This window comes from Paraburkholderia caballeronis, assembly GCF_900104845.1.
Taxonomy (GTDB): Bacteria; Pseudomonadota; Gammaproteobacteria; order Burkholderiales; family Burkholderiaceae; genus Paraburkholderia; species Paraburkholderia caballeronis.
The window spans coordinates 1468003-1493125 of record NZ_FNSR01000002.1 but is presented as its reverse complement, the minus strand read 5'-3'; the positions used below and the strand labels follow the sequence as shown (position 1 = coordinate 1493125).

General features: G+C 66.9%; 21 protein-coding genes. 7 read left to right on the top strand and 14 right to left on the bottom strand.

What is annotated here, in order from left to right; all coding sequences use genetic code 11:
• The first annotated feature begins 145 nt into the window (after positions 1-145).
• Positions 146-781 carry a LysE family translocator gene (locus BLV92_RS23205; RefSeq protein ID WP_090549444.1) on the top strand — a complete coding sequence of 212 codons (636 nt, stop codon included), beginning with the start codon at positions 146-148 and terminating at the stop codon, positions 779-781.
• A gap of 63 nt (positions 782-844) precedes the next feature.
• Here BLV92_RS23205 and BLV92_RS23200 read toward each other — a convergent pair whose 3' ends face one another.
• Positions 845-1240, bottom strand: a complete 396-nt coding sequence (locus BLV92_RS23200; RefSeq protein ID WP_243842776.1) for a DUF4148 domain-containing protein — start codon at positions 1238-1240, stop codon at positions 845-847.
• A 146-nt stretch (positions 1241-1386) separates the two neighbouring features.
• Positions 1387-2151, bottom strand: a complete 765-nt coding sequence (locus tag BLV92_RS23195) for a Crp/Fnr family transcriptional regulator (RefSeq protein WP_243842777.1) — start codon at positions 2149-2151, stop codon at positions 1387-1389.
• 438 nt (positions 2152-2589) lie between these two features.
• Between BLV92_RS23195 and BLV92_RS23190 the strand changes: the two genes are divergently transcribed.
• Positions 2590-4263, top strand: coding sequence for an acyl-CoA synthetase (locus tag BLV92_RS23190; protein ID WP_090549438.1), 1674 nt, complete (start codon positions 2590-2592; stop codon positions 4261-4263).
• 319 nt (positions 4264-4582) lie between these two features.
• Positions 4583-4894, top strand: coding sequence for an invasion associated locus B family protein (locus BLV92_RS23185; protein WP_090549436.1), 312 nt, complete (start codon positions 4583-4585; stop codon positions 4892-4894).
• A 524-nt stretch (positions 4895-5418) separates the two neighbouring features.
• Here BLV92_RS23185 and BLV92_RS23180 read toward each other — a convergent pair.
• On the bottom strand, positions 5419-6861 hold the full coding sequence (locus tag BLV92_RS23180; RefSeq protein ID WP_090549433.1) for an aldehyde dehydrogenase family protein: 1443 nt from the start codon (positions 6859-6861) through the stop codon (positions 5419-5421).
• A 59-nt stretch (positions 6862-6920) separates the two neighbouring features.
• Complete coding sequence (locus tag BLV92_RS23175) at positions 6921-8111, bottom strand: fumarylacetoacetate hydrolase family protein (RefSeq protein WP_090549431.1); 1191 nt, start codon at positions 8109-8111, stop codon at positions 6921-6923.
• A 138-nt stretch (positions 8112-8249) separates the two neighbouring features.
• Between BLV92_RS23175 and BLV92_RS23170 the strand changes: the two genes are divergently transcribed.
• Complete coding sequence (locus BLV92_RS23170; RefSeq protein ID WP_090549428.1) at positions 8250-8996, top strand: IclR family transcriptional regulator; 747 nt, start codon at positions 8250-8252, stop codon at positions 8994-8996.
• Positions 8997-9223: 227 nt separating this feature from the next.
• Here the strand turns inward: BLV92_RS23170 and BLV92_RS23165 are convergent, their stop codons facing one another.
• The 6 genes from BLV92_RS23165 to BLV92_RS23140 all read right to left on the bottom strand — a co-directional run bounded on the left by BLV92_RS23165 (position 9224) and on the right by BLV92_RS23140 (position 16534).
• Positions 9224-10627, bottom strand: coding sequence for an MFS transporter (locus tag BLV92_RS23165; RefSeq protein ID WP_090549425.1), 1404 nt, complete (start codon positions 10625-10627; stop codon positions 9224-9226).
• Positions 10628-10706: 79 nt separating this feature from the next.
• Positions 10707-11843, bottom strand: coding sequence for a porin (locus BLV92_RS23160; RefSeq protein ID WP_090549423.1), 1137 nt, complete (start codon positions 11841-11843; stop codon positions 10707-10709).
• Positions 11844-12040: 197 nt separating this feature from the next.
• On the bottom strand, positions 12041-13219 hold the full coding sequence (locus tag BLV92_RS23155) for an MFS transporter (RefSeq protein WP_166676629.1): 1179 nt from the start codon (positions 13217-13219) through the stop codon (positions 12041-12043).
• Between the two features lie 513 nt (positions 13220-13732).
• Positions 13733-14749, bottom strand: a complete 1017-nt coding sequence (locus BLV92_RS23150; RefSeq protein ID WP_090549417.1) for a CDP-6-deoxy-delta-3,4-glucoseen reductase — start codon at positions 14747-14749, stop codon at positions 13733-13735.
• A gap of 54 nt (positions 14750-14803) precedes the next feature.
• Entirely contained in the window at positions 14804-15277 is a 474-nt protein-coding gene (locus BLV92_RS23145; protein WP_090549414.1) for an aromatic-ring-hydroxylating dioxygenase subunit beta, read from the bottom strand.
• Positions 15278-15280: 3 nt separating this feature from the next.
• Positions 15281-16534, bottom strand: coding sequence for an aromatic ring-hydroxylating dioxygenase subunit alpha (locus tag BLV92_RS23140; RefSeq protein WP_090549411.1), 1254 nt, complete (start codon positions 16532-16534; stop codon positions 15281-15283).
• A 297-nt stretch (positions 16535-16831) separates the two neighbouring features.
• On the opposite strand from BLV92_RS23140, the gene BLV92_RS23135 reads away from it, so the two are divergent.
• A complete protein-coding gene (locus BLV92_RS23135; protein ID WP_090549408.1) occupies positions 16832-17620 on the top strand; it encodes an IclR family transcriptional regulator domain-containing protein in 789 nt (262 codons plus the stop codon).
• Positions 17621-17669: 49 nt separating this feature from the next.
• The gene (locus tag BLV92_RS23130; RefSeq protein ID WP_090549405.1) at positions 17670-18068 is read left to right on the top strand and encodes a VOC family protein; all 399 of its coding nucleotides are present in this window, start codon (positions 17670-17672) and stop codon (positions 18066-18068) included.
• Positions 18069-18399: 331 nt separating this feature from the next.
• Here the strand turns inward: BLV92_RS23130 and BLV92_RS23125 are convergent, their stop codons facing one another.
• Genes BLV92_RS23125 through BLV92_RS23115 form a run of 3 tightly spaced genes read right to left on the bottom strand, consistent with a single transcriptional unit; the run spans position 18400 to position 22601 of the window.
• A complete protein-coding gene (locus BLV92_RS23125) occupies positions 18400-19812 on the bottom strand; it encodes a class II fumarate hydratase (RefSeq protein WP_090549402.1) in 1413 nt (470 codons plus the stop codon).
• A gap of 22 nt (positions 19813-19834) precedes the next feature.
• Positions 19835-21205: a cation:dicarboxylate symporter family transporter gene (locus BLV92_RS23120; protein ID WP_090549398.1), complete on the bottom strand. Its 1371-nt coding sequence runs from the start codon at positions 21203-21205 to the stop codon at positions 19835-19837.
• Between the two features lie 25 nt (positions 21206-21230).
• Positions 21231-22601: a class-II fumarase/aspartase family protein gene (locus tag BLV92_RS23115; RefSeq protein ID WP_090549395.1), complete on the bottom strand. Its 1371-nt coding sequence runs from the start codon at positions 22599-22601 to the stop codon at positions 21231-21233.
• Positions 22602-22739: 138 nt separating this feature from the next.
• Between BLV92_RS23115 and BLV92_RS23110 the strand changes: the two genes are divergently transcribed.
• Positions 22740-23471 (top strand): GntR family transcriptional regulator, encoded by a 732-nt coding sequence (locus BLV92_RS23110; protein WP_090549392.1) that lies wholly within the window; start codon positions 22740-22742, stop codon positions 23469-23471.
• Between the two features lie 46 nt (positions 23472-23517).
• Here the strand turns inward: BLV92_RS23110 and BLV92_RS23105 are convergent, their stop codons facing one another.
• Entirely contained in the window at positions 23518-25059 is a 1542-nt protein-coding gene (locus BLV92_RS23105) for a methyl-accepting chemotaxis protein (protein WP_090549389.1), read from the bottom strand.
• Positions 25060-25123: the final 64 nt, after the last annotated feature.

Genomic DNA, 25123 nt, shown 5'->3' with positions numbered 1-25123 from the left:
GCGGTTCGCGGTTCGCGGCATACAGGCCGTAGCTCACGAGTCATGCAGCGCGCCGCCTCGCTCCCAAGGCCTGCGCTTCGCGACCCCGATGCTTTCACGGTATCCTCGACGCTTCCGCCAACGCACCGTCACCCTCGCTCTCACGATGAACTACACCGCCCAACTCGCCGCAATCGCCGGTGTCATGCTGCTTGCCTGCGTCAGCCCCGGCCCCGACATGCTGGCCGTCACGTCCCACGCATTCGCGCGCCGGCGCGCGGGCGTATTCGCGGCGGCGGGCATCGCGACTTCGCATGCGATCTGGGCGACGCTTGCCGTGTTCGGACTCGGACTGATCCTCGCGCAACTCGCATGGCTGTACGAGGCGATCCGGATCGCGGGCGGCGTTTATCTGCTGTATCTCGGCGGCAAGACGCTGATGGGTCTGCGCCGCTCGGCCGGCGTTTCGGAACCGGCCGCGCCGGTCGCCGCCGCCGCGAAGTCCGCGAGCGGCGCGCACGCGTATCGCCGCGGACTGCTCGTCGGCCTCACGAACCCGAAGGCCGCCGCGTTCTTCGGCAGCCTGTTCGTCACGCTGCTGCCCGCACACGCGCCGCTGTGGGTGCATGGCGCGACCATCGCGACGGTCGCGGGCGTGTCGATCGCGTGGTTCACGTCGATCGCGCTGCTGTTCTCGACCGGCGGCGTACAGCGCGGTTATGCGAAACTGCGCCGGCCGGTCGATGCGCTGATGGGCGCGGCGCTCGTCGCGCTCGGCGCGCGGCTCGCGCTCGATCACTAAAGCACGGCGCAGCGCCGGACGCGCATCGAGCGCCTGTGCGCGCTCGCGCCATCGCATCCTCGATCAATGATGCCCATACAGACTGCGGTCGATCTGCTGCGCGCGAACTGCCGGCGTTGCCGGACCGCCTGAAGCGGACGCCGTCGGCGGCTGCTCGCCATAACCGGACTGCTCGGCCTGCGCGCCGTTCTGCGGTTGCGCGCCGTTCTGCTGCTGTTGCGCGACCCGCGCTTCGTTCGCGCGCTTCTGCGCGAGCCGCTGCATCGCGGCCTGCACGTCCTGCGGATACGTGACGTCGTTCGCCGACGCCGGGTTATAGCCGACCGACTCCAGATCGACCAGTTCCTGCCGGACCTGTGCCCGCGTCAGCGAGCCATTGCCCGCCTGCTGGGCAAACGATACGGCCGGGGCAAGCACGAGCATCGAAACCAGCGCCGTGCGCAGCATTGCGTTCTTCACCAGACTCTCCTTTGAAGGACCCGGTTCGCGGACGCGGCCGGATCGACAGGCTGGAGTCTAGGGAACGCGGCATCGCGCAAAAACCGGCCGCGCGGGGACACACCCTTCCATTCCGGGCAAGACTGGCAAGGACCTTCGCAGGCCGCTCAAATCTGCTCGCGGCCGAACATGCGCAACCGGTTCAGGTCGAGCACGGTCACGCGGTTGTACGACAGTGCAACCAGCCCGTGCCGTTCGAGGCCCTGCAACGCCTGGTTGATCCGCTGCCGCGACACGCCGGTCAGCATCCCGAGTTCCTCCTGCGAGATGTCGAGTTCGTGGCTCGTCTCCGGATAGAGGTCGGGATTGAACATCTGCGCGAGCGACTGCGCGACGCGCGCGTCGACGCCGAGCAGACGGCTGTTCTGGATCAGCGCGATGAACTCGCCCATCCGGTTGTTCAACTGGTGGATCACGAAGCGGTTGAACGGCAGGCTGTGATCCATCAGCCGGTGGAACACGACGGACGGCACGCACATCATCAGCGACGGTTGCAACGCGATCACCGCGTAGCGGCGCGGTTCGCGCTTGATTACACTGCCCTCGCCGAACCAGCCGCCGTGCGGCACGCCGGAAAAGGTGCAACCGCGTCCCGACGTGTTGTAGATCGCGAGCTTCACGAGGCCCGAGCTGACGCCGAGCCAGTACGCGGACGGTGCGTCGCGCGCGGCGACCGTTGCCCCCGCAGCAAACGGCTGCGCGTACGAGTCGTCGAGCACCCACGCCTGCTGTGCCGGCAATAGCGCATGGAACCACGCGAAGCGGGAAAACAGCGCGGCCAGCCGCGCGCGGTCGGTCGCATCGATGCGGCCGGCGTCGGTTAAGTCCCCGACCAACGTCGGCTCGTCCATAGTCGAAATGGTCTGCGTCATTGCGCTTACCTTGAGTTGAATCAGTTCAGCTTGACTGCTCTGTCACGTAGACGACAGACTGCCATAAGCGGCGCTGCTACGGTAGCGCGATCTAACGGCAATAACAGATTGGGCATTGCCCACCACAACCAGCCTGGATGGGATTGGGGTAAGTGCTGAAACGCTAACCCGGATCGACAGCCTTGCATGGGATCGGGGTAAGTGCTGAAACGCCAACCCGGATCGACAGCCTTGCATGGGATTGGGGTAAGTGCTGAAGCGCTAACCCGGATCGACAGCCTTGCATGGGACCGGAGTAAGCGCTAAAGCGCTAACCCCGATCGACAGCTTTGCATGGGATCGGAATAAGCGCTAAAGCGCTAACTCCGATCGACAGCTTTGCATGGGATCGGAGTAAGCGCTAAAGCGCTAACTCCGATCGACACAGGAGACACAGCCATGTTGCACCCGTACGAAGAAGGGCTCGCGCAACGCGAAGCCAATTACGTGCCGCTCACCCCGATCGATTTCATCGCGCGCGCCGCCGAGGTCTACGGCGACCGGCTCGCCGTCGTCCACGGCGACGTGCGGCGCAACTGGCGCGACACCTACGCGCGCACCCGGCGGCTCGCAAGCGCGCTGTCAAAGGCCGGCATCGGCCGCGGCGACACCGTCGCCGCGCTGCTGCCGAACATCCCGGCGATGGTCGAGGCCCACTTCGGCGTGCCGATGCTCGGCGCGGTGCTCAACACGCTGAACACGCGCCTCGACGTGCCGACGATGCTGTTCATGCTGCGCCATGGCGAAGCAAAGGCGCTGATCGTCGACACCGAGTTCGCGCAACTCGCGCAACGCGCGGCGCTGACGTTCCCGGACCTGAAGATCATCACGGTCGCGGACGTCGCACCGGCCGATCCCGATTATTTCCCGCGCGCAACCGACTACGAGGCATTCCTCGAACAGGGCGACCCCGGCTTCGAATGGACGCCGCCGCCGGACGAATGGGACGCGATCGCGCTGAACTACACGTCCGGCACGACCGGCGACCCCAAGGGCGTCGTCTATCACCATCGCGGCGCGTATCTGAACGCGGTCAGCAACGTGCTCGAATGGGACATGCCGAAGCACGCGGTTTATCTATGGACGCTGCCGCTCTTTCACTGCAACGGCTGGTGTTTTCCATGGACCGTCGCGGCGCGCGCGGGCGTGAACGTCTGCCTGCGCAAGTTCGACGCGAAACTCGTGTATGACCTGATCCGCAACGAACGCGTCACGCATTACTGCGGCGCACCGGTCGTGCAGAGCGCGCTCGCGGACGCGCCGGCCGAATACCGCGAGGGCATCTCGCACACGGTCCATACGATGGTCGCGGGCGCGGCGCCCGCGCCGGCCGTGATCGCGAAGATGAAGGCGATCGGCTTCGAGCTGACCCACGTGTACGGGCTGACCGAGGTGTACGGCCCCGCGTCGGTGTGCGCGGTGCAGGAAAGCTGGAAGACGCTCGACGCGGACGAGCAGGCGCGGCTCGCCGCGCGCCAGGGCGTCCGTTATCACCTGCAGGCGGCGGTCACCGTGCTCAATCCAGCGACGCTCGAACCGGTGCCGGCCGACGGCGAGACGCTCGGCGAAATCATGTTCCGCGGCAACATCTGTATGAAGGGCTACCTTAAGAACGAGCGCGCGACCGAGGAAGCGTTCCGCGGCGGCTGGTTCCATACCGGCGACCTCGGCGTGATGACGCCCGACGGCTACGTGCGGATCAAGGATCGCAGCAAGGACATCATCATCTCGGGCGGCGAGAACATTTCGAGCATCGAGGTCGAGGACACGCTGTACCGGCATCCGGCCGTCGCGCTCGCGGCAGTCGTCGCGCTGCCCGATCCGAAGTGGGGCGAGGTGCCGTGTGCGTTCGTCGAACTGCGGCCGGGCGCGAGCGCGACCGAGGCGGAGATCATCGCGCATTGCCGGCTGTTCCTCGCGCATTACAAGGTGCCGCGCGTGGTCCGCTTCGGCGAGCTGCCGCGCACCGCGACCGGCAAGATCCAGAAGTACGAGCTGCGCGCGCAGGTCGGCTCGCAAAGCGCGATCGATCTGGGCGCCACGCCACCCGCCACGCCGGCATCAGGGTCGTGAAGCCGCTTCGACGCAGCGTGTGTCGTCCGTGAGGGCGTCGCACGTCGCGTCGAATGTCACGGCTCGAATGTAACTGCAATTGACAGCCGGCAAGCCGGCCCCTTCCGTTGCGAAACGTCCGCCAGGGCGCATCGTTCCTTGCTGTCGCCCTCCCGAAGTCGCCGGAATCGGGGGTCCAGCCGCACCGACGATATGAAACGTGCGCTTACAAGTGCTCACGTATTCGCGCAATCGCGGCCGCTAAGCTGAGGGCGTTGGTCGGATACGAAGGTCGGCGACGCCGGCCCCGATACGACGGACTCGAACAGGAGGACATCGCATGAATACGAAGAACCGGACTACCCCGATGCGGACGCTGATCGCTGCGCTGCTCGCGGGCGGCGCGCTGATCGGCGCGACGAACGCATCCGCGCAGCAGGCCGCGCCGTTCGCGCTGCGCGCCGACATGAACTCGGCCGACTACGGCAACGCGCATCTGATGCCGGTCGGCCTGCAACTGTCGATCGGCTGGCACAACGACCGCTACTGGGATGGCCACCGCTACTGGGCGCACGACGAGTGGATGCACCGTCACCCGCACGATCCGGGTCCGCCGCACTACCGCGATCATCGTCCGCCGCCGCGCTACTGAGCGCGTGACGGCTGACGGAACGGCCGGCCTTCCCTCGGGGAGGCCGGTTTTTTTTGCGTCCGGATGCGGCCACGGCAAACGGACCGGCCAATTGGTTCGGGTCCCGAATCATCGGGCGACCCGGTCGGAATGAAAGCGAATTGCAAGTAATGGCGCGTAACCGCTGATGCGTTGATTCGCGTGCGCCCCGCAGGTAACGTTGACGCTGCGTTTCGTTCCCCGGAACGCACGGTGTATTCTCACTCGCCCGGTCTGTCATGGCCGGGTTTTTTTTAGCCGTTTTTGGGCCATGTTCCGATGGGTGGTCAGGTGGGAAGCGAGCGGAGAGGCCGTGCGCGCGGATTCGAACGCAGGTTTTTTTTTCGCGTTGCCAGCGGATTTTGGCAAGCGTAAGGTTGAGTTGCCTCTTGAGAACAGGCGAGCTTTGAATCTGCCCCGGTTCCCGGACGCATCCGGGACCGGGCGTTTTTTTGGCGCAATGTTGTGGTGCGGGCAAACGGCGGTTGGGGAACCGCCGCCCGTGCTTAGACCGCGCCCGGATTCACATATGAGGTCTTCACCGTCGTGTAGAATTCGCGCGCGTAACTGCCTTGCTCGCGCGGACCGTAGCTCGACCCCTTGCGACCGCCGAACGGCACGTGATAGTCCACGCCCGCCGTCGCCGTGTTCACCATCACCATCCCCGCCTGCGCGTTGCGCTTGAAGTGGTTCGCGTACTTCAGCGACGTCGTGCAGATGCCCGCCGACAGACCGAACGGCGTGTCGTTCGCGACGTCCAGCGCCTCGGCATAATCCTTCACCTTGATGACCGACGCGACTGGGCCGAACACTTCCTCCTGGTTGATCCGCATCGCCGGCGTCGTGTTCGTCACCAGCGCCGGAGCAAGGAAGAAGCCGCGCGTCGCGCGCTCCACCCGCTCGCCGCCGAACACGGTGCCGCCTTCTTCACGCGCGATCGCGATGTAGCGTTCGTCCTGCTCCAGTTGCCGTTCGTCCACGACCGGGCCGATCTGGGTCTTCTCGTCGAGCGCGTCGCCGACGCGGATCGTTGCGAGCCGCGCCTTCACCGCCTCGACAAAGCGGTCATGGATGCCTTCGGTCACGATCAGCCGGCTCGACGCGGTGCAGCGCTGGCCGGTCGAATAGAACGAACCGTTCACGCACGCCTCGACCGCGACGTCGAGGTCCGCGTCGTCGAGCACGACCATCGGGTTCTTGCCGCCCATCTCCAGCTGGAACTTCTTGCCGTGCTGCACGCACTTCGCGCCGATCGCGCGGCCGGTCGCGACCGAACCGGTGAAGCTGATCGCGTCGATACCCTGCGATTCGACCAGCACTTCGCCGACGACCGACCCACGCCCCATCACGAGATTGATGACGCCGGCCGGCGCACCCGCTTCCGCGATGATCCGCACCAGTTCCCACGTCGACGCCGGCACGAGGTCGGCCGGCTTGATGACGACGCAGTTGCCGTAGGCGAGCGCCGGCGCGATCTTCCATGCCGGAATCGCAATCGGGAAATTCCACGGCGTGATGAGGCCGATCACGCCGAGCGGTTCGCGGGTGATCTCGACGGTCATCCCCGGACGCACCGACGGCACGATCTCGCCGCCGACGCGCAGCGTTTCGCCCGCGAAAAACTTGAAGATCTGCGCGGCGCGGCCGACTTCGCCGATCGCTTCGGGCAGCGTCTTGCCCTCTTCGCGCGCGAGCAGCTTGCCGAGTTCGGCCTTGCGTTCGAGGATCACGGTACCGACGCGGTCGAGCAGGTCGAAGCGCTGCTGCGGCGTCGACAACGACCACTTCGGGAACGCGGCGCGCGCCGCGGCGATCGCGTGATGGGTCTGCGCGGCGTCGGCCTGCGCGAATTCGCCGATCACGTCGTCGAGATTCGACGGGTTCACGTTGCGCGAAACCTTGTCGCTCTCGACCCACTGTCCGTCGATGTAATTTGCAAACTGGCTCATATCGGTGCCTCAAATAAGTCGGGTTCGTTCGAATCGTGGCCGTCGGCGCGGCACGGCGTTCAACGCGCGTTCAGCAGTCCGCGCGCGGCGAGGTTCGCGTACAGCGCGCGCACGCCGAACGTCCACGGCGTGATTTCCGTGCACAGCCGCACGGTGTTGACGAGCGCGCCGAGTTGCGGCGCCGAGATCGTCACCACGTCGCCGAGATGGTGCGTGAAGCCGGCGCCGGGCGCGTCGCGGTCGAGAATCGGCGAGAACATCGTCCCGAGGAACAGCATGAACCCATCCGGATACTGATGATGCTTGCCGTGCGTCTGCGCCACGAGGTCCGCCGGATCGCGGCTGATCTCGCGCATGTGGCTCACGCCGTCGAGCACGAAACCGTCGTCCGCGCCCTCGACGCGCAGCGACACGCTCGCGTCGCGCACCGAGTCGAGCGTGAAGCGCCCGTCGAACAGCCGCACGAACGGACCGATCGAGCACGACGCGTTGTTGTCCTTGCACTTGCCGAGCAGCAGCGCCGAGCGGCCTTCGATGTCGCGCAGGTTCACGTCGTTGCCGAGCGTCGCGCCGACGATCCCGCCGCGGCCGTTGACGGCCAGCACGATTTCCGGCTCGGGATTGTTCCAGACCGACGCGGGCAACAGGCCGATGTCCGCGCCGAAGCCGACCGACGACATCGGCTGCGACTTCGAGAACACTTCCGCGTCCGGGCCGATGCCGACTTCGAGGTACTGCGACCACGCTCCGCGGCGTTGCAGTTCGGTCTTCAGCCGCATCGCGGCATCCGAGCCCGGCTCGATCTTCGACAGGTCCGCGCCGATCACGCCGGTGATCGTCTCGCGCACCTCGCGCGCCTTCGCCGGATCGCCGCCCGCCTGCTCCTCGATCACGCGTTCGATCAGGCTCACCGCGAACGTGACGCCGCACGCCTTGATCGCCTGCACGTCGCACGGCGCGAGCAGGCGCACTGGCGCGTCGTCGGGCGCGCCGGCCGCGCTCGCGGCGACGAGCGCCTCGACCGGGCCGAGCGCGTCGCCGGGCGCGCTGCGCACGATCTCGACCGCGTCGTCGCGATCGAACAGATCGGCCGTGGTCGGCACCGTGCCGGTGATGTCGAATGCGTGGCCGCCGCGCACGGCGACGACGCTCGGGCCTTCGTGCGCGCCGTCGCGGCGCCATACGCGGCCCACGAGCAACGCATCGGCGACATCGACGGGCAGGCAGGCGGAAGCGGGAATGTTGGCCATGGAAAGGTCCGGGTTCGGTGAGATGAAGGTGCATCATCGTAGGAGCCGCCCCGGCCGTTGTCCAACCTGGTGTTACTATTTCCAACCTGTTGGAAGCACCGACCCGCCGGCCGCGCCGCCTCGACACTCATCGATCCAATGAACGCTCCGTACGAAGTCCCCGCGCTGAAGCGCATCCACGACATCCTCGACGTGCTGTCGCGCGCGAGCGCGCCCGTGAAACCGGCCGCGCTCGCCGACGCCACCGGGCTGTCGCGCAGCACGCTCTACCTGATGCTCGATTCGCTGGAGCGCCGGCACTGGATCGAGAAGCGGCCGGACGGCTACATCATCGGGCTCACGCTGTTCGAACTCGGCAGCGCGTATGTGCGGCACGACCGGCTGCAGGAGATTTTCCGCAAGGAGGCGGCATCGTTCGTCGCCGCGCACAACGAGGTTGCGCAGCTTGCGGTGCTCGACGGCGAGCAGGTCGTCTACATCGCGCGCGAGGATGCGGCGCGACCGGTGCGGCTCGTGTCCGATCTCGGCTCGCGGCTGCCCGCGCATTGCTGCGCGCTCGGCAAGGCGCTGCTCGCGAGCATGACCGACGACGAAGTGTGCGCGCTGCTGCCGAAGCGCCTCGCGCCGGTGACCAGCCGGACCGTCACGCGGCGCGCGGACCTGCTGGACGCGCTCGCCGCGATCCGCCGCTCGGGCCTCGCGCACGAGCGCGAGGAAGTGAGCGCGGGACTCACGTGCTTCGCGGCGTTCGTCGGCGTGACCGCGCTCGGCAAGCGCGTGGCGGTCAGCACGAGCCTGCCGCTCGAACGGATCGACGCGAAACGCGAGAAGCGCATTGCGATCGCGATCGTCGAGATGGCGCATCGCATCGGCAAGGCGTTATGAGCGGAACGACAGGAAGAAGTGGATTGGATAAAGCGTGAGGGGGAAGAATGACGGATCACCGAATGAGGAGTTCGGCATCGCTCCAGCCAGAGCTAGATCCGTCACGCCGTGCATTATCCGGACTCGCGGCCGTTACGTCAGCCGCCTCGCGCGCAAGAAACCGTTACTGAAACTGTCACTATTAAGGGCGGCATTCGTGGTAAATAGCGGGCTTTTCGAACGACGCATCACTGCGACCGCGACGACCGCCCGCTGAGTTCGAGCCCCGCGTGCGAACTGAGCCACCAGCAGAACGGCACGGCCAGCAACGCGACGACGCCGACCAGCATGAACGCAGACGCGAAGTCGCCGGCGGCGGGCTGCGCGCGCGACGCAAGACGGCTGGAAAAGTCCACCACCATCACCGCGACCGAGATGCCGACCATCACGGCCAGTTGCTGTGCGGCGGTATTGAGCGTCGTGGCCGGCGACACCTTGTGCGGCGGAAGATCCGCATACGCGATCGCAGCCAGCGCGTTGAACTGGACCGAGCGTGCGAATCCACCCGCCGCCACGACGCCCGCGATCGCGCCGATGCCCCAGCCCGAGCGAAACGCCGCGCAGACGATCAACGCAACCGCGCAAAGCAGCCCGTTGACGATCAGCACCGACCGGAAGCCGAAGCGCCGCAGCAATGTCGTGGTCTGCGTCTTGGTCACCAATGCGACGGCGCCGCTGACCAGCATCACCGCGCCGCTGCCGATCGCGCTGAATCCAAGCCCGACCTGAAGCATCAGCGGAAGCAGGAACGGCACCGCGCCATAACCGACCCGCACGAGGCTGCCGGCGACGAACGAGACGCGAAACGTTTCGACCTTCAACAGCCCGAAGTCGAGCAGCGGCACGGCGCTGCGCCGCGCGGCCCGCGCGTATAGCCACGCCGCCCCGGCAAGGACGACGACCGCCAGCGCGACTAGCGAAACCGGCAGCGTGGGGCGGCGAACCAGTTCGAGCAGCGCGATCAGCGCCGTGAGCGCGACGCTCAGGCTCAGCCATTCTTGAACCGCGACACGCGTTTCGTCGCGATCGACCACTTGCGGCATCAGCCGCTTCGCCAGCGCATAACCCGCGAGTCCGATCGGCACGTTCAGCCAGAAGATCCAGCGCCACGACACGATCGTCGAGATCACCCCGCCGAGCGGCGGACCCAGCAGCGGCCCAAGCATCGCGGGCGTGATCATCCACGCGAGCGCGTCGACGAGCGCGGCGCGCGGCGTCGTGCGCACGATCGCAATGCGGCCGACCGGCACCATCAGCGCGCCGCTGAAGCCCTGCACCGCGCGCGCCGCGACGAGCACCCCCATGCTGCCGGCGAACCCGCACAGCGCGGAGCTGGCGACGAACAGCAGCAGCGCCGCGCGGAAGATCGTCCGCGTTCCGTAGCGGCCGGCCAGGATGCCGCTGACCGGAATGAACACGACGCTGCACAGCAGATAGACCGTCATGCTGAGATCGAGGCTCAACGGACTGACGCGCAACGATCGGGCGATCTCCGGCACCGCGGGCGCGATGATCGTGGAGTCCAGTTGCTCCATGAAAAACGCCGCGCCGACGATCAGCGATAGCGCAAAAGAACTGGCTTTCGTTTTCATCGTATCGGCGGGTGCATGCGTTGAGGAGTCGGGTGGGAGTAAACCGGGCGCGCATCCGCGCGCGCCCGGACCTGCATCGTCAGAAACGATGCCGCAGCGAGAACCGGAGCGCGACCTGGTTCGGCGTCGTGGACGGCCCGATCGACGAGATCGCCGCGACCGCCGGCTTGCCCGTCGAGTCGATGCCGCTCGCGTGCTGCCACACGGTCACGAAGTTCAGGTCCGTGCGCTTCGTCAGCACGTAGTCGGCGCCGACGTCGAACTGACCGTAGTGCGCGGACTGCGCGTCCGTATAGTCGTACGACATCGCGAAGCGCCACACCGGCGTCAGGTCATAGCGCACGTTCGCCTCGTAGCTGTTGAACGTAACGCTGCCGCCGCGAAACGGCGTGGTCGCCGTCGGCAGCACGTCCATGAAGCGCGTGTTGGTGTAGACGAGCCCGAACGTCGCGTGCCCCAGCTCGTAGGCGCCGCCGGTCGCGAGCACGTGCACCGCGCGGGCCGACGCGTAGCCGCTATAGACCGGACTCGTGACCGGCGACGTGTAGCCGGATACACCGGGCGTCACCGTGCCGTCGTAACCGGACTCGGACGGATTGTTCAGGTTGAGGAACGCGACGGCGGCCGAGAACGGCCCGTGCGCATAGTTCGCGCCGACGCTGTAGACGCGGTTCGTGCCGAAGTTGCCCGCCGTGCCGCCAGGCGCGAACACGCCTTCGACGCGGAAGCCGGAAAATGCCGGGCTCGCGTACTTGATCGCGTTGTTGACCCGCGCGGTCGAGTTCATGTTGTCGAAGTCGCCCGGGTGCGTGCCGAACCAGCTCCATTCGTGGACCGCCGACTTCGTGCCGACGAAGTCGTACACCGGCTCGTATTGCCGGCCGAGCGTCACGGTGCCGTAGCCGCTGGAGATGCCGACCCACGCCTCGCGGCCGAACAGCCGTCCGCCTTGCAGGAACTTGCCGGTGCTCGGATCGAAGCCGTTCTCCAGTTTGAAGATCGCCTTCGTGCCGCCGCCGAGGTCCTCCGCGCCCTGCAGGCCGAACCGGCTGGTGTTGTTCTGTCCGGTGATCGTCTGCACCGTCGACCCGCCCCGCTGGTTGTTCGTGTATACGAGCCCCTCGTCGACGAACCCGTACAGCGTGACCGAGCTTTGCGCATAAGCCGACCCGGCCGACGTGGCCAGCGCCAGCAGCGCAACGTGTTTTGCTTTCATGGAATCTCCTCCGTTTATGGCGATAAAGCTGCTTTTCTGTGTTCGCGCGGACACGACGAGACCCCGCCGCCCGTCCGGCGAGCGGGCGTGGTCCGTCGTTCCACGAGGTGGGTGATGCGGGGTGATGCGAGGGGCAGCTGGTGCGCCGCGTGGCTCGCGTGATGGCCGCGCGTCGTTGCCGCGCGGCCGTCACGTCGTCAGGCGCGCGGGTCGACCGGATCAGCTTCGTCGATCGACGCGCCGTCCCTCACCCACAGCAGCGCGATCGCCGAAACGATCGGGCCGGCCGCAAGCAGATAGAACGGCGCATGGAACGCGTGCGTCCACTGGAAGACGAGCCCGGCGGCGGCCGGCGACCAGACTCCGGCGAACTGCCAGAGGCCGTTCGCGATGCCGGTGGACAACCCGGCGCCGCGCTTGCCGCCCGCCTCGGCGACGGTCGCCGTCATCAGCGGCGACCACGCGAGCGACACGAAGCCGAGCGCGGCCGCGCCGATCGTCAGTTGGCGTGTGCCGTCAAGGAAGCCGAACGTGACCGTCAACACACCGAAGATCACCATGATCACGAGCATGATCGACTTGCGGACGCCGCCGAGCGCGTCGGACAGGTAGCCGACGACCGGCTTCGAGATCAGCGACGTCGCGCCGAACCACACGACGATCGCGCCGGCCGCCGCCGGCGACAGCCCATACCGCTTGACCATCAGCGCATTGACGAGGAACGTGAAGCCCCACATGCCCCAGTAGCCGCCGAAGCCGGCGACGAGCAGCAGCAGATACTGCGGATGACGCAGCAGCGGCCCGAGACGCACCTTGCCGGCGCGCTGCGCGACCGCGCGAACCGGCGCGTCGCGCACCGCCCAGAAGCAGACCAGGCCGAACGCGGCGGTGCCGACGCCCAGGATCTGATAGACCGCCTGCCAGCCGAGACTGTGCATCAGCAGCGGCACGAGCGCGTTGGTGATCATCACGCTGCAAGGCAGTGCGGTCAGCAGGAAGCCGATCGCCTTGCCGCGGTCCTTCACGTCGAACCATGCGGTGATGAGCTTGACCGCGGCCGCGACGTCCCCGCCCGCGGCGAGGCCCATCAGCGCCTGCAATGCGATGCCGGCCGCGATGCCCGGCGTCATGCTGAAGCCGAAAGTCGCGAAGCCGAGCGCGACCATCGTGCCGGCCAGCATCACGCGGCTGCCGACCTTGTCGGTCAGGAAACCGCCGAGGCCGTTCGCGACGACATATCCGCAGAAGAACGCGGTGACGAATACGCCGAGCGCCATCAGCGGCAGACCGAGCGACGCCGACGCGACGACTGCGACCGAGCCCCACGCGAGCCGGTCGATCATCGTGAAATCGAGTGCGATCCAGCCAAGAAGCACAGCGACCCATCGGTATCCCGCGCGGGCCTGTGCGGAACCCGTAGCGTCCGTGCGCAGGGTGTCCGGGCGACTGCTCATTTGTTGTCTCCTCCGAATCGGCCGCGGCCCGATACCGCCTCGTGCGGCATCGCCACGTTCCGCCAGCCGTCAATCAGGTTTGCAGCGGCGAAACGTCCCCACGACCGTCTCTGGAAAGACGTTCGTTCATCCGTGTACTTGTAGTTTCGTGGGGGTCCGCAGCCTTGCTTTTTTGTGTCCCGCGCGTTGCACGCGCGGGCCGCAGATCATACCGGCAATCATCGCATCGCCATGTCCGTCTCCTGTGTCGATGGGAGTTGGCGCTTCAGCGCCTACTCCCATCCCATGCACCGCTGTCGATGGGAGTTGGCGCTTTAGCGCCTACTCCCATCCCATGCACCGCTGTAGATCGGAGCGACCAAAAAGCGCCCACCCCGATGCCACGCAAAATGATTGCCGTTCCCGCTGATCGTGATGCAACCGAAACCGCCGCCGTCAGGCCGCCGGCCCTTCGACAAACGCGTCGCAAAAGAACTCGCTCGAAGGCAACGCGCGCAGCGACGTGAAGTCGTCGCGCGCGGCCTTCGTCATCGCCGGCGCGCCGCACGCATAGACCTGCATGTGTTCGAGCGACGGATGATCCTGCATCACTGCCTCGTGAACGAAGCCGGTGCGCCCGTCCCACGCTTCGGCCGCGTCCGGCGCCGACAGCACCGGCACGAAGCGAAACGCCGGATTGCGCGCGGACCACTTCGACGGCACGTCGAGCGCATACAGATCGGCGGCCCGCCGCGCGCCCCAGTACAGATACATCGGCCGCTGCACGTTGCGCGACAGCGCATGCTCGACGATCGAGTGGATCGGCGCAAAGCCGGTACCGCTCGCGACGAACACGATCGGCTTGTCGCTGTCCTCGCGCAGATAGAAGTCGCCGTACGGCAGTTCGACTTCCAGCGCATCGCCCTGCGCGAGCGTCGGCAACACTTCGCCGCTGAAGCGGCCGCCCGGCACGTGACGGATGTGCAGCACCGCGCCGTCCGACGCAGACGGCGGATTCGCCATCGAGAAGCTGCGCCGCTCGCCGTTGCCGAAAACGACCTGCAGATACTGGCCCGCCCTGAACTTCGCCTTCACGCCGGCGGGGAAGCGCAATTGCAGCACGGTCACGTCGGGCGACGGCTGGCTGATGCGAAAGATCTTCGCGCGCACGACCCGCCGCGCGGACGGATCGGCGCGGCGGATGCTCGCGGACTCCAGCACCAGATCGCTGCGCGGCTTCGCCCGGCAATACAGCGCAAAACCCTGCGCGCGCTCCGCGTCGCTCAGTCCCTCGGAAGCGCCGGTCGCATCGACGAGACCCTCGACGACCCGCCCGCGACAGCTTCCGCAAATGCCCTTCCTGCACGAATACGGCAGTTCGAAACCGGCCCGCAATGCCGCGTCGAGCACTGTCTCATCGCCGCTGCAATCGAACCGGTAGTCCGTTCCCGCCACCTGAACCTGATATGTCATCTGTGTGTCGTCCTGCACTGGCAACGCGTTTCGCTCATCCGTCAACCGGCCCGCTCACAGCGGGATCACCAGCAGCGTGTCGAACGTCGAGCTGTCGCAGACGACGATGCGTTCCGCGAATTTCAGGTTCGGGCCGTCGAACACGATCCGGTCCAGATAGCAGCCGGTGACGAACGGATCGGTGCGTCCGTCGCGCATGATCCGGTACGTGACGAACGGCGTTTCCGCGCGGACTTCGTCGCGCTGCTGGCCGAGGATCGCCGGCATGCCGACAATGTGCCGATAACGATGGCTTTCGAAAATGTTCGCTTCGCGCAGCGCCGAGATCCGGTCCACCAGCATCCCGCGCGAGTCCGCGTAGAAGATGCCGGCGGGCAGGTTCGCGCGATGGTTCGCGCTCGACGTGATGTTGTACAGGCAGTCCGCGGTGAAATAGTTCGGCCACGACTCCAGCTCGTCGTTGTCGATCGTCCGCACGTAGGCTGCATTCAATGCGCCGACCTTCCACGTCAGTTCCAGCTCGTTCATACGTCAAATCCCCATGTGTTGCCGATAGGCCTTCCAGAAGCCGCGCACAGCGGCCTCCGTGGCGCGCGTGTCGGTGGTCGCGGTTTCGCCGCCGCCCATTTCGAGCACGCCGAATTCGTCGGTCGCGCTGACCGTGCCGCGCTGCACGAAGCCGCCGACCGCGCCGTCCTCCAGCGAAACGAGTCCCGCCGGGCCGATCAGGTTGGACTGGCGGATGCGCATCTTCGTCATTTCCGGCGTGTCGTCCTCGAAGCCGAGGTAGGTCCAGTTGAGCTGCGTCTCTTCGATGCCCTTCGGCAGCACTTGCCGGACGACGATGCTGTTGTTGACCTGGCCCAGCACGAAGCCCGGAAAGACCGACAGGATCTGCAACGTGATGCCGTCGCCGAATTCGTCGACCCCTTCGAGGAAGCTCGCGTCTTCGAGCCGGTAGGTTTCGCTGTCCGCGCGCAGCCCCTGGTCGCGATACTCGTTGCCCGCGGGCGCGGTCTTGTCGATCATCGAAAAGCTGACGTGATTGCCGCCGTCGGGCGACACGATCAGGCCGCCCTTCTGCGTCAGACGATTGATCTCGAACGTCGTCAGGAACAGATGCAGCAGGCTAGCATGGTAGGAATCCTTTACGTTTTCGAAGTAAAGCTTCCAGTTGTTCGGCAGCGCCTGGCTGTAGCGGCCGAGGATGCGCAGCGGCTTGCGCAGCACGCGGCGGATGCGGCCGAGCACTTCGTCGCCGATGTATTCCTCGATCGGCGGCACGTCGTCGGACAGGCTGCCGAACACGATGCCGCACAGCGTCGATACGCGCAGCTTGCGCGGGTTGTGGTCTTCCATGCAGAACGAGCCGGGCATGCCGCCCTTGCCGTTCACGCCGTTCTGGAACGACACGCCCTTCAGGTTGCCTTCGAGGTCGTAAGCCCAGCCGTGGTACACGCACGCAAAGCCAGTGGTGTTGCCCGCGTTTTCGAGGCAGATCAGCGCGCCGCGGTGCGTGCAGCGATTCTCGAACGCGTAGATCTCGCCGTCCTGTCCGCGCGCGACGACGACCGGCATTTCGCCCGCGAACGTCGTCACGTAATCGCCGGGATTCTTCAGTTCGGCTTCGAGGCAGAGGAAGTTCCAGGCCGGCCCCTCGTAGATGCGGCGCTGCTCGGTCGCGTACACCGTCGCATCGTTGTAGACCCAGAACGGAACGCGCGTCAACTGGTCGGCAGGCCATGCGGAGCGCACGGAGGGGAATGGGAGCCTCTGTTCGTTCATTTGTACTCCTGAAATAGGCAAAAGTGGGGCGCGCTGCCCTGTGCCTGAATCGGCCGATGGGCTGCGACGTTTTTTAAACTATGCCCTTCTGGCTTGATCCATGTCAACGATTTTTGGATCAAAGTACGCGTAAACGATAGTTAGTGCGTATTGTGTATCGAAGTGCGTATTGCGCACTTATAATGACTGTAAGAAATCGGGGTGGCCGCTCATCAACGGTCCAACCGCCTCGATTCTTTCGAGGGTCTTTCAGACCCGTTTAGTACAATCCGATACTTTCTGCCGGCTTGGAGCGCGATGGATACGAACGACGATGATCGCAACGACGAACGATCGACTGAACGCGATTTCATTGGAGCCCTGGAAAAAGGCCTCGCAGTAATCGAAGCGTTCAACGCGTCGGACGCCGCGCTGACCGCAGCCGCCGTCGCCACCAAGACGGGCCTCACGCGCGCCGGCGCGCGTCGTTATCTGCTGACGCTCGCGAAGCTCGGTTACGCCGACTTCGACGGCAAGTTCTTCCGCCTGACGCCGCGCATCCTGCGCCTCGGCTACGCGTACCTGTCCGGCGCGTCGCTGACGAAACTCGCGCAGCCGATTCTCGAAATGATCGGCGAGCGGATGAACGAGGTCGCGTCGTTGACGCTGCTCGACGGCGACGAGGTCGTGTTCGTCGGGCGCTCGGCGGCTACCCGCATCGCGTCGGTGTCGATCGGCATCGGCACGCGCCTGCCCGCCTACTGCACCGCATCCGGCCGCGTGCTGCTGATGCACCGGACTGACGTGCAGATCCGCAAGTACCTCGACAACGTAAAGATCATCGGCTACACGGAAAAGACCGTCACCGATCCCGGCGCGCTGCTCGGCGAGTTCCAGCGCTCGCGGCAGGACCGTTATTCGGTGATCGACGAGGAATACGAGATCGGCCTGCGATCGATCGCGGTGCCGGTGCTGAACGCGCGCAACCAGTTGGTGTGCGCGCTCACGGTCAGCGTCCACTCCAGCCGCATGACGCCCGAGCAGATGGTCGAGGAAATCCTGCCGGTTCTGGAAAGCGGCGCGCGGACGCTCGCGTCGATGCTGTGACGCAAGCCGCTGCCAGCCGCCGCTTCGTTTCGACTCCAGGGAGCCCCACGTGATCTCGCACATCTTCATCGGCGTCAACGACTTCGAGCCCGCCTTCGCGTTCTATTCGGCGTTGATGCAGACGCTCGGGCACCGGCTGAAGTTCTGCGAGCGCGACAAACCGTGGGCCGGCTGGATGGCGGCGGACGCGCCGCGTCCGCTGTTCATCGTCGGCCAGCCTTATGACGGCAATGCGGCGCAGGCGGGCAACGGCCAGATGGTGGCGCTGCTCGCGCGCGACCGGCAAACGGTGGACCGCGCGCATGCGCTTGCCATCGCGAACGGCGCGACCTGCGAAGGTCCGCCGGGTTTGAGACCGCACTATCACGCCGACTACTACGGCGCGTACTTCCGGGATGCGGACGGCAACAAGCTGTGCATATGCTGTCACGACCCGGCGCTGGATTAGCGGGTCCAATCGATCCAGCACGTCAACGCCTTCGACGTCCCACACCGGCACGCAAAACACGACCGCACGAAGCGAACCACGACAGCTTCGTGAAAAGCGTGTCGTCATCGAATGTTCGCGCGATTCGGCATAGGCCTTGCGCAACGAGTCCGCGTCGCATCGGCCTGCCGCTGCGGTGAACCGGCATCGAATCAACCGCTCCGTTCACAAAGCCGCCGGCCGGCATCCTGGCAGTGTTAAGCCCGGTAGCGATCGACGGCGGTGGCGCGCCGATCGACCCCTTTGTCCCGGGCGGGCAGGGCCGCACCGGCCCGTTGCACGTCGACCGTCCTCAACCGTCCACCCGTCCCCCCACCGCGAGCCGCGCCGGATCGACGATCCGGTCATACGCGTGCGCGTCCAGCAGTCCGAGCGCCAGCGCCGCCGCGCGCGGCCCGATCCGCTCGTCCACTGCCTTCGCGATGATCCGCGCGACGTTGTCGTAACCGAGCACCGGGTTCAGCGCGGTCACGACCAGCAGCGCGTTCTCGACGTTCGCGGCCACCCGCTCGCGATCGACGTCGAGACCGGCCACGAGCCTGCGCGAGAACACGACGACCGCATCCGCGAGCACGCGGATCGATTGCAGCAGGTTGTAGATCAGCACCGGCTTCGCGACGTTCAGCTCGAAATTGCCCGACGCGCCGGCCATCGTCACGGTCTGGTGATTGCCGGCGACCTGGAAACACGCCTGCGCGAGCACTTCCGCGATCGTCGGATTGCGCTTGCCCGGCATGATCGACGACGTGAGGCCGTCGTCGGGCAGACGCAGTTCGCCGAGCCCGCAGCGCGGCCCCGACCCGAGCCAGCGCACGTCGTTCGCGATCTTCAGCAGCGCGACCGCGATCGCGTTCAGCACGCCGGATGCTTCGACCAGCGCGTCGTGCGCGCCCATCCCCTCGAACTTGCTCGGGTTCGGCGCGAACGCGAGCCCGCTCGCGCCGGCGAGTTCGTCGCAGAACGCCTCCGCGAAGCCCGGCGGCACGTTCAGCCCGGTGCCGGCGGCCGAGCCGCCCTGCGGGACCACGAGCACGCGCGGCAGCACGCTGTCGATCCGCGCGACCGCATTGGCCGCCTGGTGCGCGAATGCGTCGAAGGTCTGCTCCATCGTCATCGGCACGGCGTCCATCAGATGCGTGCGCGCGACCTTGACGATGCCGGCGAACGCCCGCGCGCGCGCCTGCAACGTGACGCGCAATTCGTCGAGCGCGGGCCGCAGCCGGCCGGTCAATTCGAGCGCGGCCGCCATGTGCATCACGGTCGGAAAGCTGTCGTTCGACGACTGCGACGCGTTCACGTGATCGTTCGGATGCACTGGCGACTTCGTGCCGAGCGGCTGGCCCAGCAGTTCGTTCGCGCGATTCGCGATCACCTCGTTCGCGTTCATGTTGGTCTGCGTGCCGGAGCCGGTCTGCCAGACCGTCAGCGGGAAATGCCCGTCGAACTCGCCGTCGCGGACTTCGGTCGCGGCCGTTTCGATCGCGTCCGCAAGACGCGCGTCGAGCACGCCGAGCTTCGCGTTCACGCGCGCGGCCGCCCACTTGTGCAGGCCGAACGCGTGAACGAGCACGGCGGGAAACCGTTCGTCGCCGATCTCGAACAGCCCGAGCGCGCGCTGTGTCTGCGCGCCCCAGTAGCGGTCGGCGGGAATCTCGACGGCGCCGAACGCGTCGCGCTCGATCCGGGTCGGGTGAGTCGTGGTCATCGTGTTCCTCGTTGCGGCGGGGTCAGCGCGACGCGCCCGCATGGTTGCCCGGCAGTTCGTCCGGATGCACGGCCAGCGAATCGTCCGGGTCGATGTCCGGATAACGCTCCGGATACAGGTAACGCTGCGCGGCCTGCGCGTCGAACGTGCCGGACCAGCGCGCGACCACGACGGTCGCGAGCGCATTGCCGATCGTGTTGCAGGTCGCGATCGCCATCGACAGGAAGCGGTAGACGCCGAAGATCACCGCGAGCCCTTCGACCGGCAGGATGCCCGTCGACGTGACGGTCGCGGCGAATACGACGAACGAGCCGCCGGACACGGTCGCCGCGCCCTTCGACGTGAGCAGCATCAGGAGCAGGATGCCGAGCTGCTGCGCGAGCGTGAGCGGCACGTTGTACGCGTGCGCGATGAACAGCACGCCCATCGCCATGAAGATCGACGTGCCGTCCAGGTTGAACGCGTAGCCGGTCGGCAGCACGAGCCCGACGGTCTGCCGCTCGCAGCCGAACCGTTCGAGCTTGAGGAGAAGCGGCGGCAGCGCGCTTTCGGACGACGCGGTGCCGAGCACGATCAGGATCTCGTCCTTGATGAAGCGCATGAAGCGCCACATGCTGAAGCCGGACAGCTTCGCAATCGCGCCCATCACGACGACGACGAACAGCACGATCACCGCGTAGAAGCTCAGCACGAGCTGCGCGAGCGCGACCAGCACGGCGGTGCCGTTGCTGCCGACCGCGTACGCGACCGCGCCGAACGTGCCGTACGGCGCGAGCTTCATCACGAGGTTGATGAACGCGAACAGCACGTCGGACACCATGCCGAGCCCTTCGTTGATGCGCGCGCGCCGCTCGTCCGGAATCGCGAGAATGCCGATGCCGACCATCACCGCGAGCACCACCACCTGCAACAGCTCGCCCTTCGCGAACGCGCCGATGAAGTTGTCCGGCACGATGTGCATGATGAAGCCGGTGAAGGTCTGCGGCGACGCCTTCGCGACGCTGACCGCCGGGCCGTTCGCGGTCACCGCCGCCATGCCCTCGCCGATCGGCAGCAGGTTCGCGACCAGCAGGCCGAGCGCGAGCGCGATCGTCGACACGACCTCGAAGTAGACGATCGAGCGCCAGCCGACCCGTCCCGCGCTGCGCACGTCGCCGGCGGACGCGATGCCGTGCACGATGGTCAGGAACACGAGCGGCGCGACGCCCGCGCGGATCAGCGCGAGAAAGATGTCGCCGAGCACCTTCAGTTGGGTCGCCCACTTCGGCGCGACGATGCCGAGCACGATGCCGGCGACGAGCGCGACCAGCACCTGCATGCCGAGCCGCCTGTACCACGGTCGCGCGGCGCGCGACGGCGCGGCGCGGTCATCCGATGTGCTGCTGTCCTTCATGTCGTCTCTCCTCCGGTTCCGCGGTTCAGATCGCGCCCGACAGCGCGATCGCGCGATCGACCATCTGCGGCGCGAGGCCGAGATAATTCGCGGGATCGGTCATCCGGTCGATCGCGGCGCGGTCGAAATGCTGCGTGACGGCCGGCAGCGCGGCCAGTGCGTCGGCGAGCGTGCCGCCTTGCTCGTTCACGGTGCGGCACGCGTCGTACACGATGTCGTGCGCCTGCTGGCGGCCGGTGAACGGCGCCATCTGCATCATCACCGCTTCGGCGACGATCAGCCCCTTGCTGATACCGAGATTGTGTTTCATCCGCGCGGCATCGACGATGAGGCCGCCGAGCGCGAACTTCGCCTGATGCAGCGCGCCGGCGGTCAGGATGAAGCTCTCGGGAATCGCGATCCATTCGGCGTGCCACGGCCCCGTCGCGCGCTCGAAGTCCTGGACCATCGCATCGACCATCAGGCCCGCGTGCTGGCGCACGGCCTTCGCGGCCGCGAGCATCAGCTCGCTCGAAATCGGATTGCGCTTCTGCGGCATCGTACTGCTCGCGCCGCGTCCCTTGACGAACGGCTCGTACACTTCCGCGAACTCGGTGGACGCCATGATCATGATGTCGAGCGCGATCTTGCCGAGCGAGCCGGTCACGAGCGCGAGCAGGTTCACCGCTTCCGCAAAGCCGTCGCGCGCCACGTGCCACGTGGTCGCCGGCACGCCGAGGCCGAGTTCGTCCGCGAGCGCCTGCTGCACCGCAAAACCCTTGTCGCCGATCGACGCGAGCGTGCCGGCCGCGCCCGCGAACTCGACCACCGCGACGCGCCCGCGCAGTTGCGCGAGCCGCTGCTGGTGCCGGTCGAACATCGCGAGCCAGATCGCCGCCTTGTAGCCGAACGTGACCGGCAGCGCCTGCTGCAGATGCGTGCGGCCCGCCATCGCGGTGTCGCGGTGACGCTTCGCGAGATCCGCGAGAATGCCGCGCAATTCGCGGATGTCGCCGTCGATCGAGTCGAGCGCGTCGCGCACCTGCAGCGCGACGGCCGTGTCCATGATGTCCTGGGTGGTCGCGCCCCAGTGCACGTAGCGGCCCGCGTCGCCGCACATGCCGACCAGTTGATGCACGAGCGGCAGGATCGGGTAGCCGACGATGTCGGTTTCCTCGCGCATGTGGTCGAAGTCGATGCGCTCGATGCGCGACTCGCGCGCGATCACGTCGGCGGCGTCAGCGGGAATCACGCCGATGCGCGCCTCGGCTTTCGCGAGCGCGACTTCGACGTCGATGTAGCGCTGGATCAGCGCATGGTCGGAAAATAGCGCACGCATCTTCGCGGTGCCGAACGCATCGCGAAACAGGATGGAATCGACCACGGTGCTGGAGAACGGTACGGCCGGGTTCGTCATGACGACCTCTGCAAAACGGAAACGATGAACACAGGGACAATTCGCGCGCGACGCGCCATATGTCCGGACATATTTAATCTAATATGTCCGGACAATACGCACAAGTTATGATTTACCCTGGATAACACTCACGCACCCATGAACAAGCCCCACTTTTCCGACATCGCGCGCGACCTGACCGAGCGCATTGCGTCGGGCGGTTATCCGGTCGGCTCGTATCTGCCGACCGAACTGGAACTGCGCGACCTGTACGGGACGAGCCGCCACACGGTCCGCGCGGCGCTGCTCGAACTCCAGCGGCTCGGCCTCGTGTCGCGCCGCAAGAACGCCGGCACGCGGATCGAGTCCGCGCAGCCAACCAGCAGTTTCCGGCCGTCGCTCGCGTCGCTCGACGACCTCGTGCAGTTCGGCACCACCCACCTGCGCGTCGTGCAGCACACCGGGGAAATCGTAGCGTCGGACGCGCTCGCGAAAACGCTGCAATGCCGCGCCGGCGACCGCTGGGTATGCATTTCGAGCCTGCGTATCGACGGCGGCGCGAAGGGCGCGCCGGTCGGCTGGACCGACGTCTACGTCGATCCCGCGTATGCGGAAGTCGTGGAAGCGGCGCGCGCCACGCCGGAGATGCTGGTCAGCACGCTGATCGAGGCGCGCTACGGCCGCTGCATCTCGCAGATCCAGCAGAACGTGAACGCGGTGATCGTGTCGCCGGACATGGCGCAGAAGCTGAATGTCGAGGCCGGCACGGCGGCGCTCGAAATCGTGCGCCGCTACCTGGACGCGGCGGGCGTCGCGTTCGAGATATCGGTCAGCGTGCATCCGGCCGACCGGTTTTCGATGTCGATGACGCTCAGGCGCTCGGACGCCTGACAAAACCCGCCGCCGGCCCACGGGCGGCGGCCGTCCGGGTCGGCGCTCAGATCCTGAAGCGCATCACGGCTTCGCGCAGCGCGGCGGCCTGCGACTCCAGCGACATCGCCGCCGCCGTGGTCTCCTCGACGAGCGCCGCGTTCTGCTGCGTGGCCTCGTCCATCTGCGCGACCGCGCGGTTCACCTGGCCGATGCCGTCGCCCTGCTCGCGCGACGCGGCCGCCACCTCGTGCATGATGCCGCTGACCCGCTCGATCGACTGCACGATCTCGCGCATCGTCGCGCCGGCGGAATCGACGAACGCCGAGCCTTCCGCCACGCTGCCGACCGCGCCGTCGATCAGCGCCTTGATCTCGCGCGCGGCCGTCGCCGAACGCTGCGCCAGCGTGCGCACCTCGGTCGCGACCACCGCGAAACCCCGGCCCTGCTCGCCCGCGCGCGCCGCTTCGACCGCCGCGTTCAGCGCGAGGATGTTGGTCTGGAACGCGATCGCCTCGATGGTGCTGACGATCGTCGCGATCTTCTTCGACTGCTCGCTGATCCCCGCCATCGTCTCGACCACCCGCGACATCGCGTTGCCGCCCTTCTGCGCGACCTGGGCCGCGCCGGCTGCGAGCGTGCTCGCGCTGCCCGCGTTCTCGTCGTTGTGGCGCGCGGTCGTCGTCAGTTCCTCGACGCTCGCCGCCGTCTGCTCCAGCGCCGCCGCCTGCGATTCGGTGCGGCGCGACAGGTCCGCGTTGCCGGCCGCGATCTGGTGCGTGGCCGCCGCCATCGACTCGCTGCTCGCGCGCACGGTCGACACCGTCTCGCGCAGACCGTTGCGGACGTCCGACAGCCCGCGCAGCAGCACGCTCATCTCGTCGCGGCCGCGCATCTCGACGGACCGCGAAAGGTCGCCGCGCGCCAGCGCCGCGCACACGTCGAGCGCCTGCGCGAGCGGCCGCGAAATCGCGCGATGCAGCCCGACCGCGCATGCGAGCGCCAGCACGAGCGCGACCGCCAGCGCGACGCCGGACAGCATGCTCACGTGCGTCAGCATCGACTGGAAGCCGTCGTAGCTGTTCGCGCCGTCCTGCATCAGCCACGCGTTCAGGCGGTCGGTGCTTTTGGTCAGCGCGAGCGCGAGCGGCGGCATGGTCTGCATCGTGATCTGGTTCGCCTTCGCCGCGTCGCCGTCGTGCAGCGCCTGCAACGTCGGCTCGATCGCGCCGTGCAGCAGGTTGTCGAGGTCCGACGAGACGGCCTGCGCCAGTGGCTCCTCGCCCGGCTTGCGCGGCAGCGCGAGGAAGCGCGCATACGCGCGCTGCGCGGTCGCGAGGTAGTTGCGCGCCTTGTCCATCAGCGCCGGCGTGTCCGCTTCGTCCGGATGGAGCAGCACGCGGTCGATCGCGACCCGGCCGATCGCGAGGTTGTATTTCGTGTCGCCGAGCGCGACGGCGGCTGCCAGCTGGATCGAGTAGGTGTCGCTCAGCGCCGCCTTGCCGCTGCGCGCGGCGAGTTGCCCGAGCCCCGCCACCGCGAGCATCAGCACGATCAGCAGACCGAACGCAAGCGCCACCCGCGCCCGGATGGAGAAATTCGAAAACATGACTGGACAGGCCCCCGCCGCACATTGAGTTGCTGGTATCGCGGCCCATCCGGTTATGACCCAA

Coding starts and splice junctions, on each gene's coding strand:
- BLV92_RS23205 (WP_090549444.1), top strand. CDS start 146: ATGAACTACACCGCCCAACTCGCCGCAATCGCCGGTGTCATGCTGCTT.
- BLV92_RS23195 (WP_243842777.1), bottom strand. CDS start 2,151: ATGACGCAGACCATTTCGACTATGGACGAGCCGACGTTGGTCGGGGAC.
- BLV92_RS23190 (WP_090549438.1), top strand. CDS start 2,590: ATGTTGCACCCGTACGAAGAAGGGCTCGCGCAACGCGAAGCCAATTAC.
- BLV92_RS23185 (WP_090549436.1), top strand. CDS start 4,583: ATGAATACGAAGAACCGGACTACCCCGATGCGGACGCTGATCGCTGCG.
- BLV92_RS23180 (WP_090549433.1), bottom strand. CDS start 6,861: ATGAGCCAGTTTGCAAATTACATCGACGGACAGTGGGTCGAGAGCGAC.
- BLV92_RS23175 (WP_090549431.1), bottom strand. CDS start 8,111: ATGGCCAACATTCCCGCTTCCGCCTGCCTGCCCGTCGATGTCGCCGAT.
- BLV92_RS23170 (WP_090549428.1), top strand. CDS start 8,250: ATGAACGCTCCGTACGAAGTCCCCGCGCTGAAGCGCATCCACGACATC.
- BLV92_RS23165 (WP_090549425.1), bottom strand. CDS start 10,627: ATGAAAACGAAAGCCAGTTCTTTTGCGCTATCGCTGATCGTCGGCGCG.
- BLV92_RS23160 (WP_090549423.1), bottom strand. CDS start 11,843: ATGAAAGCAAAACACGTTGCGCTGCTGGCGCTGGCCACGTCGGCCGGG.
- BLV92_RS23150 (WP_090549417.1), bottom strand. CDS start 14,749: ATGACATATCAGGTTCAGGTGGCGGGAACGGACTACCGGTTCGATTGC.
- BLV92_RS23145 (WP_090549414.1), bottom strand. CDS start 15,277: ATGAACGAGCTGGAACTGACGTGGAAGGTCGGCGCATTGAATGCAGCC.
- BLV92_RS23140 (WP_090549411.1), bottom strand. CDS start 16,534: ATGAACGAACAGAGGCTCCCATTCCCCTCCGTGCGCTCCGCATGGCCT.
- BLV92_RS23135 (WP_090549408.1), top strand. CDS start 16,832: ATGGATACGAACGACGATGATCGCAACGACGAACGATCGACTGAACGC.
- BLV92_RS23125 (WP_090549402.1), bottom strand. CDS start 19,812: ATGACCACGACTCACCCGACCCGGATCGAGCGCGACGCGTTCGGCGCC.
- BLV92_RS23120 (WP_090549398.1), bottom strand. CDS start 21,205: ATGAAGGACAGCAGCACATCGGATGACCGCGCCGCGCCGTCGCGCGCC.
- BLV92_RS23115 (WP_090549395.1), bottom strand. CDS start 22,601: ATGACGAACCCGGCCGTACCGTTCTCCAGCACCGTGGTCGATTCCATC.
- BLV92_RS23110 (WP_090549392.1), top strand. CDS start 22,740: ATGAACAAGCCCCACTTTTCCGACATCGCGCGCGACCTGACCGAGCGC.
- BLV92_RS23105 (WP_090549389.1), bottom strand. CDS start 25,059: ATGTTTTCGAATTTCTCCATCCGGGCGCGGGTGGCGCTTGCGTTCGGT.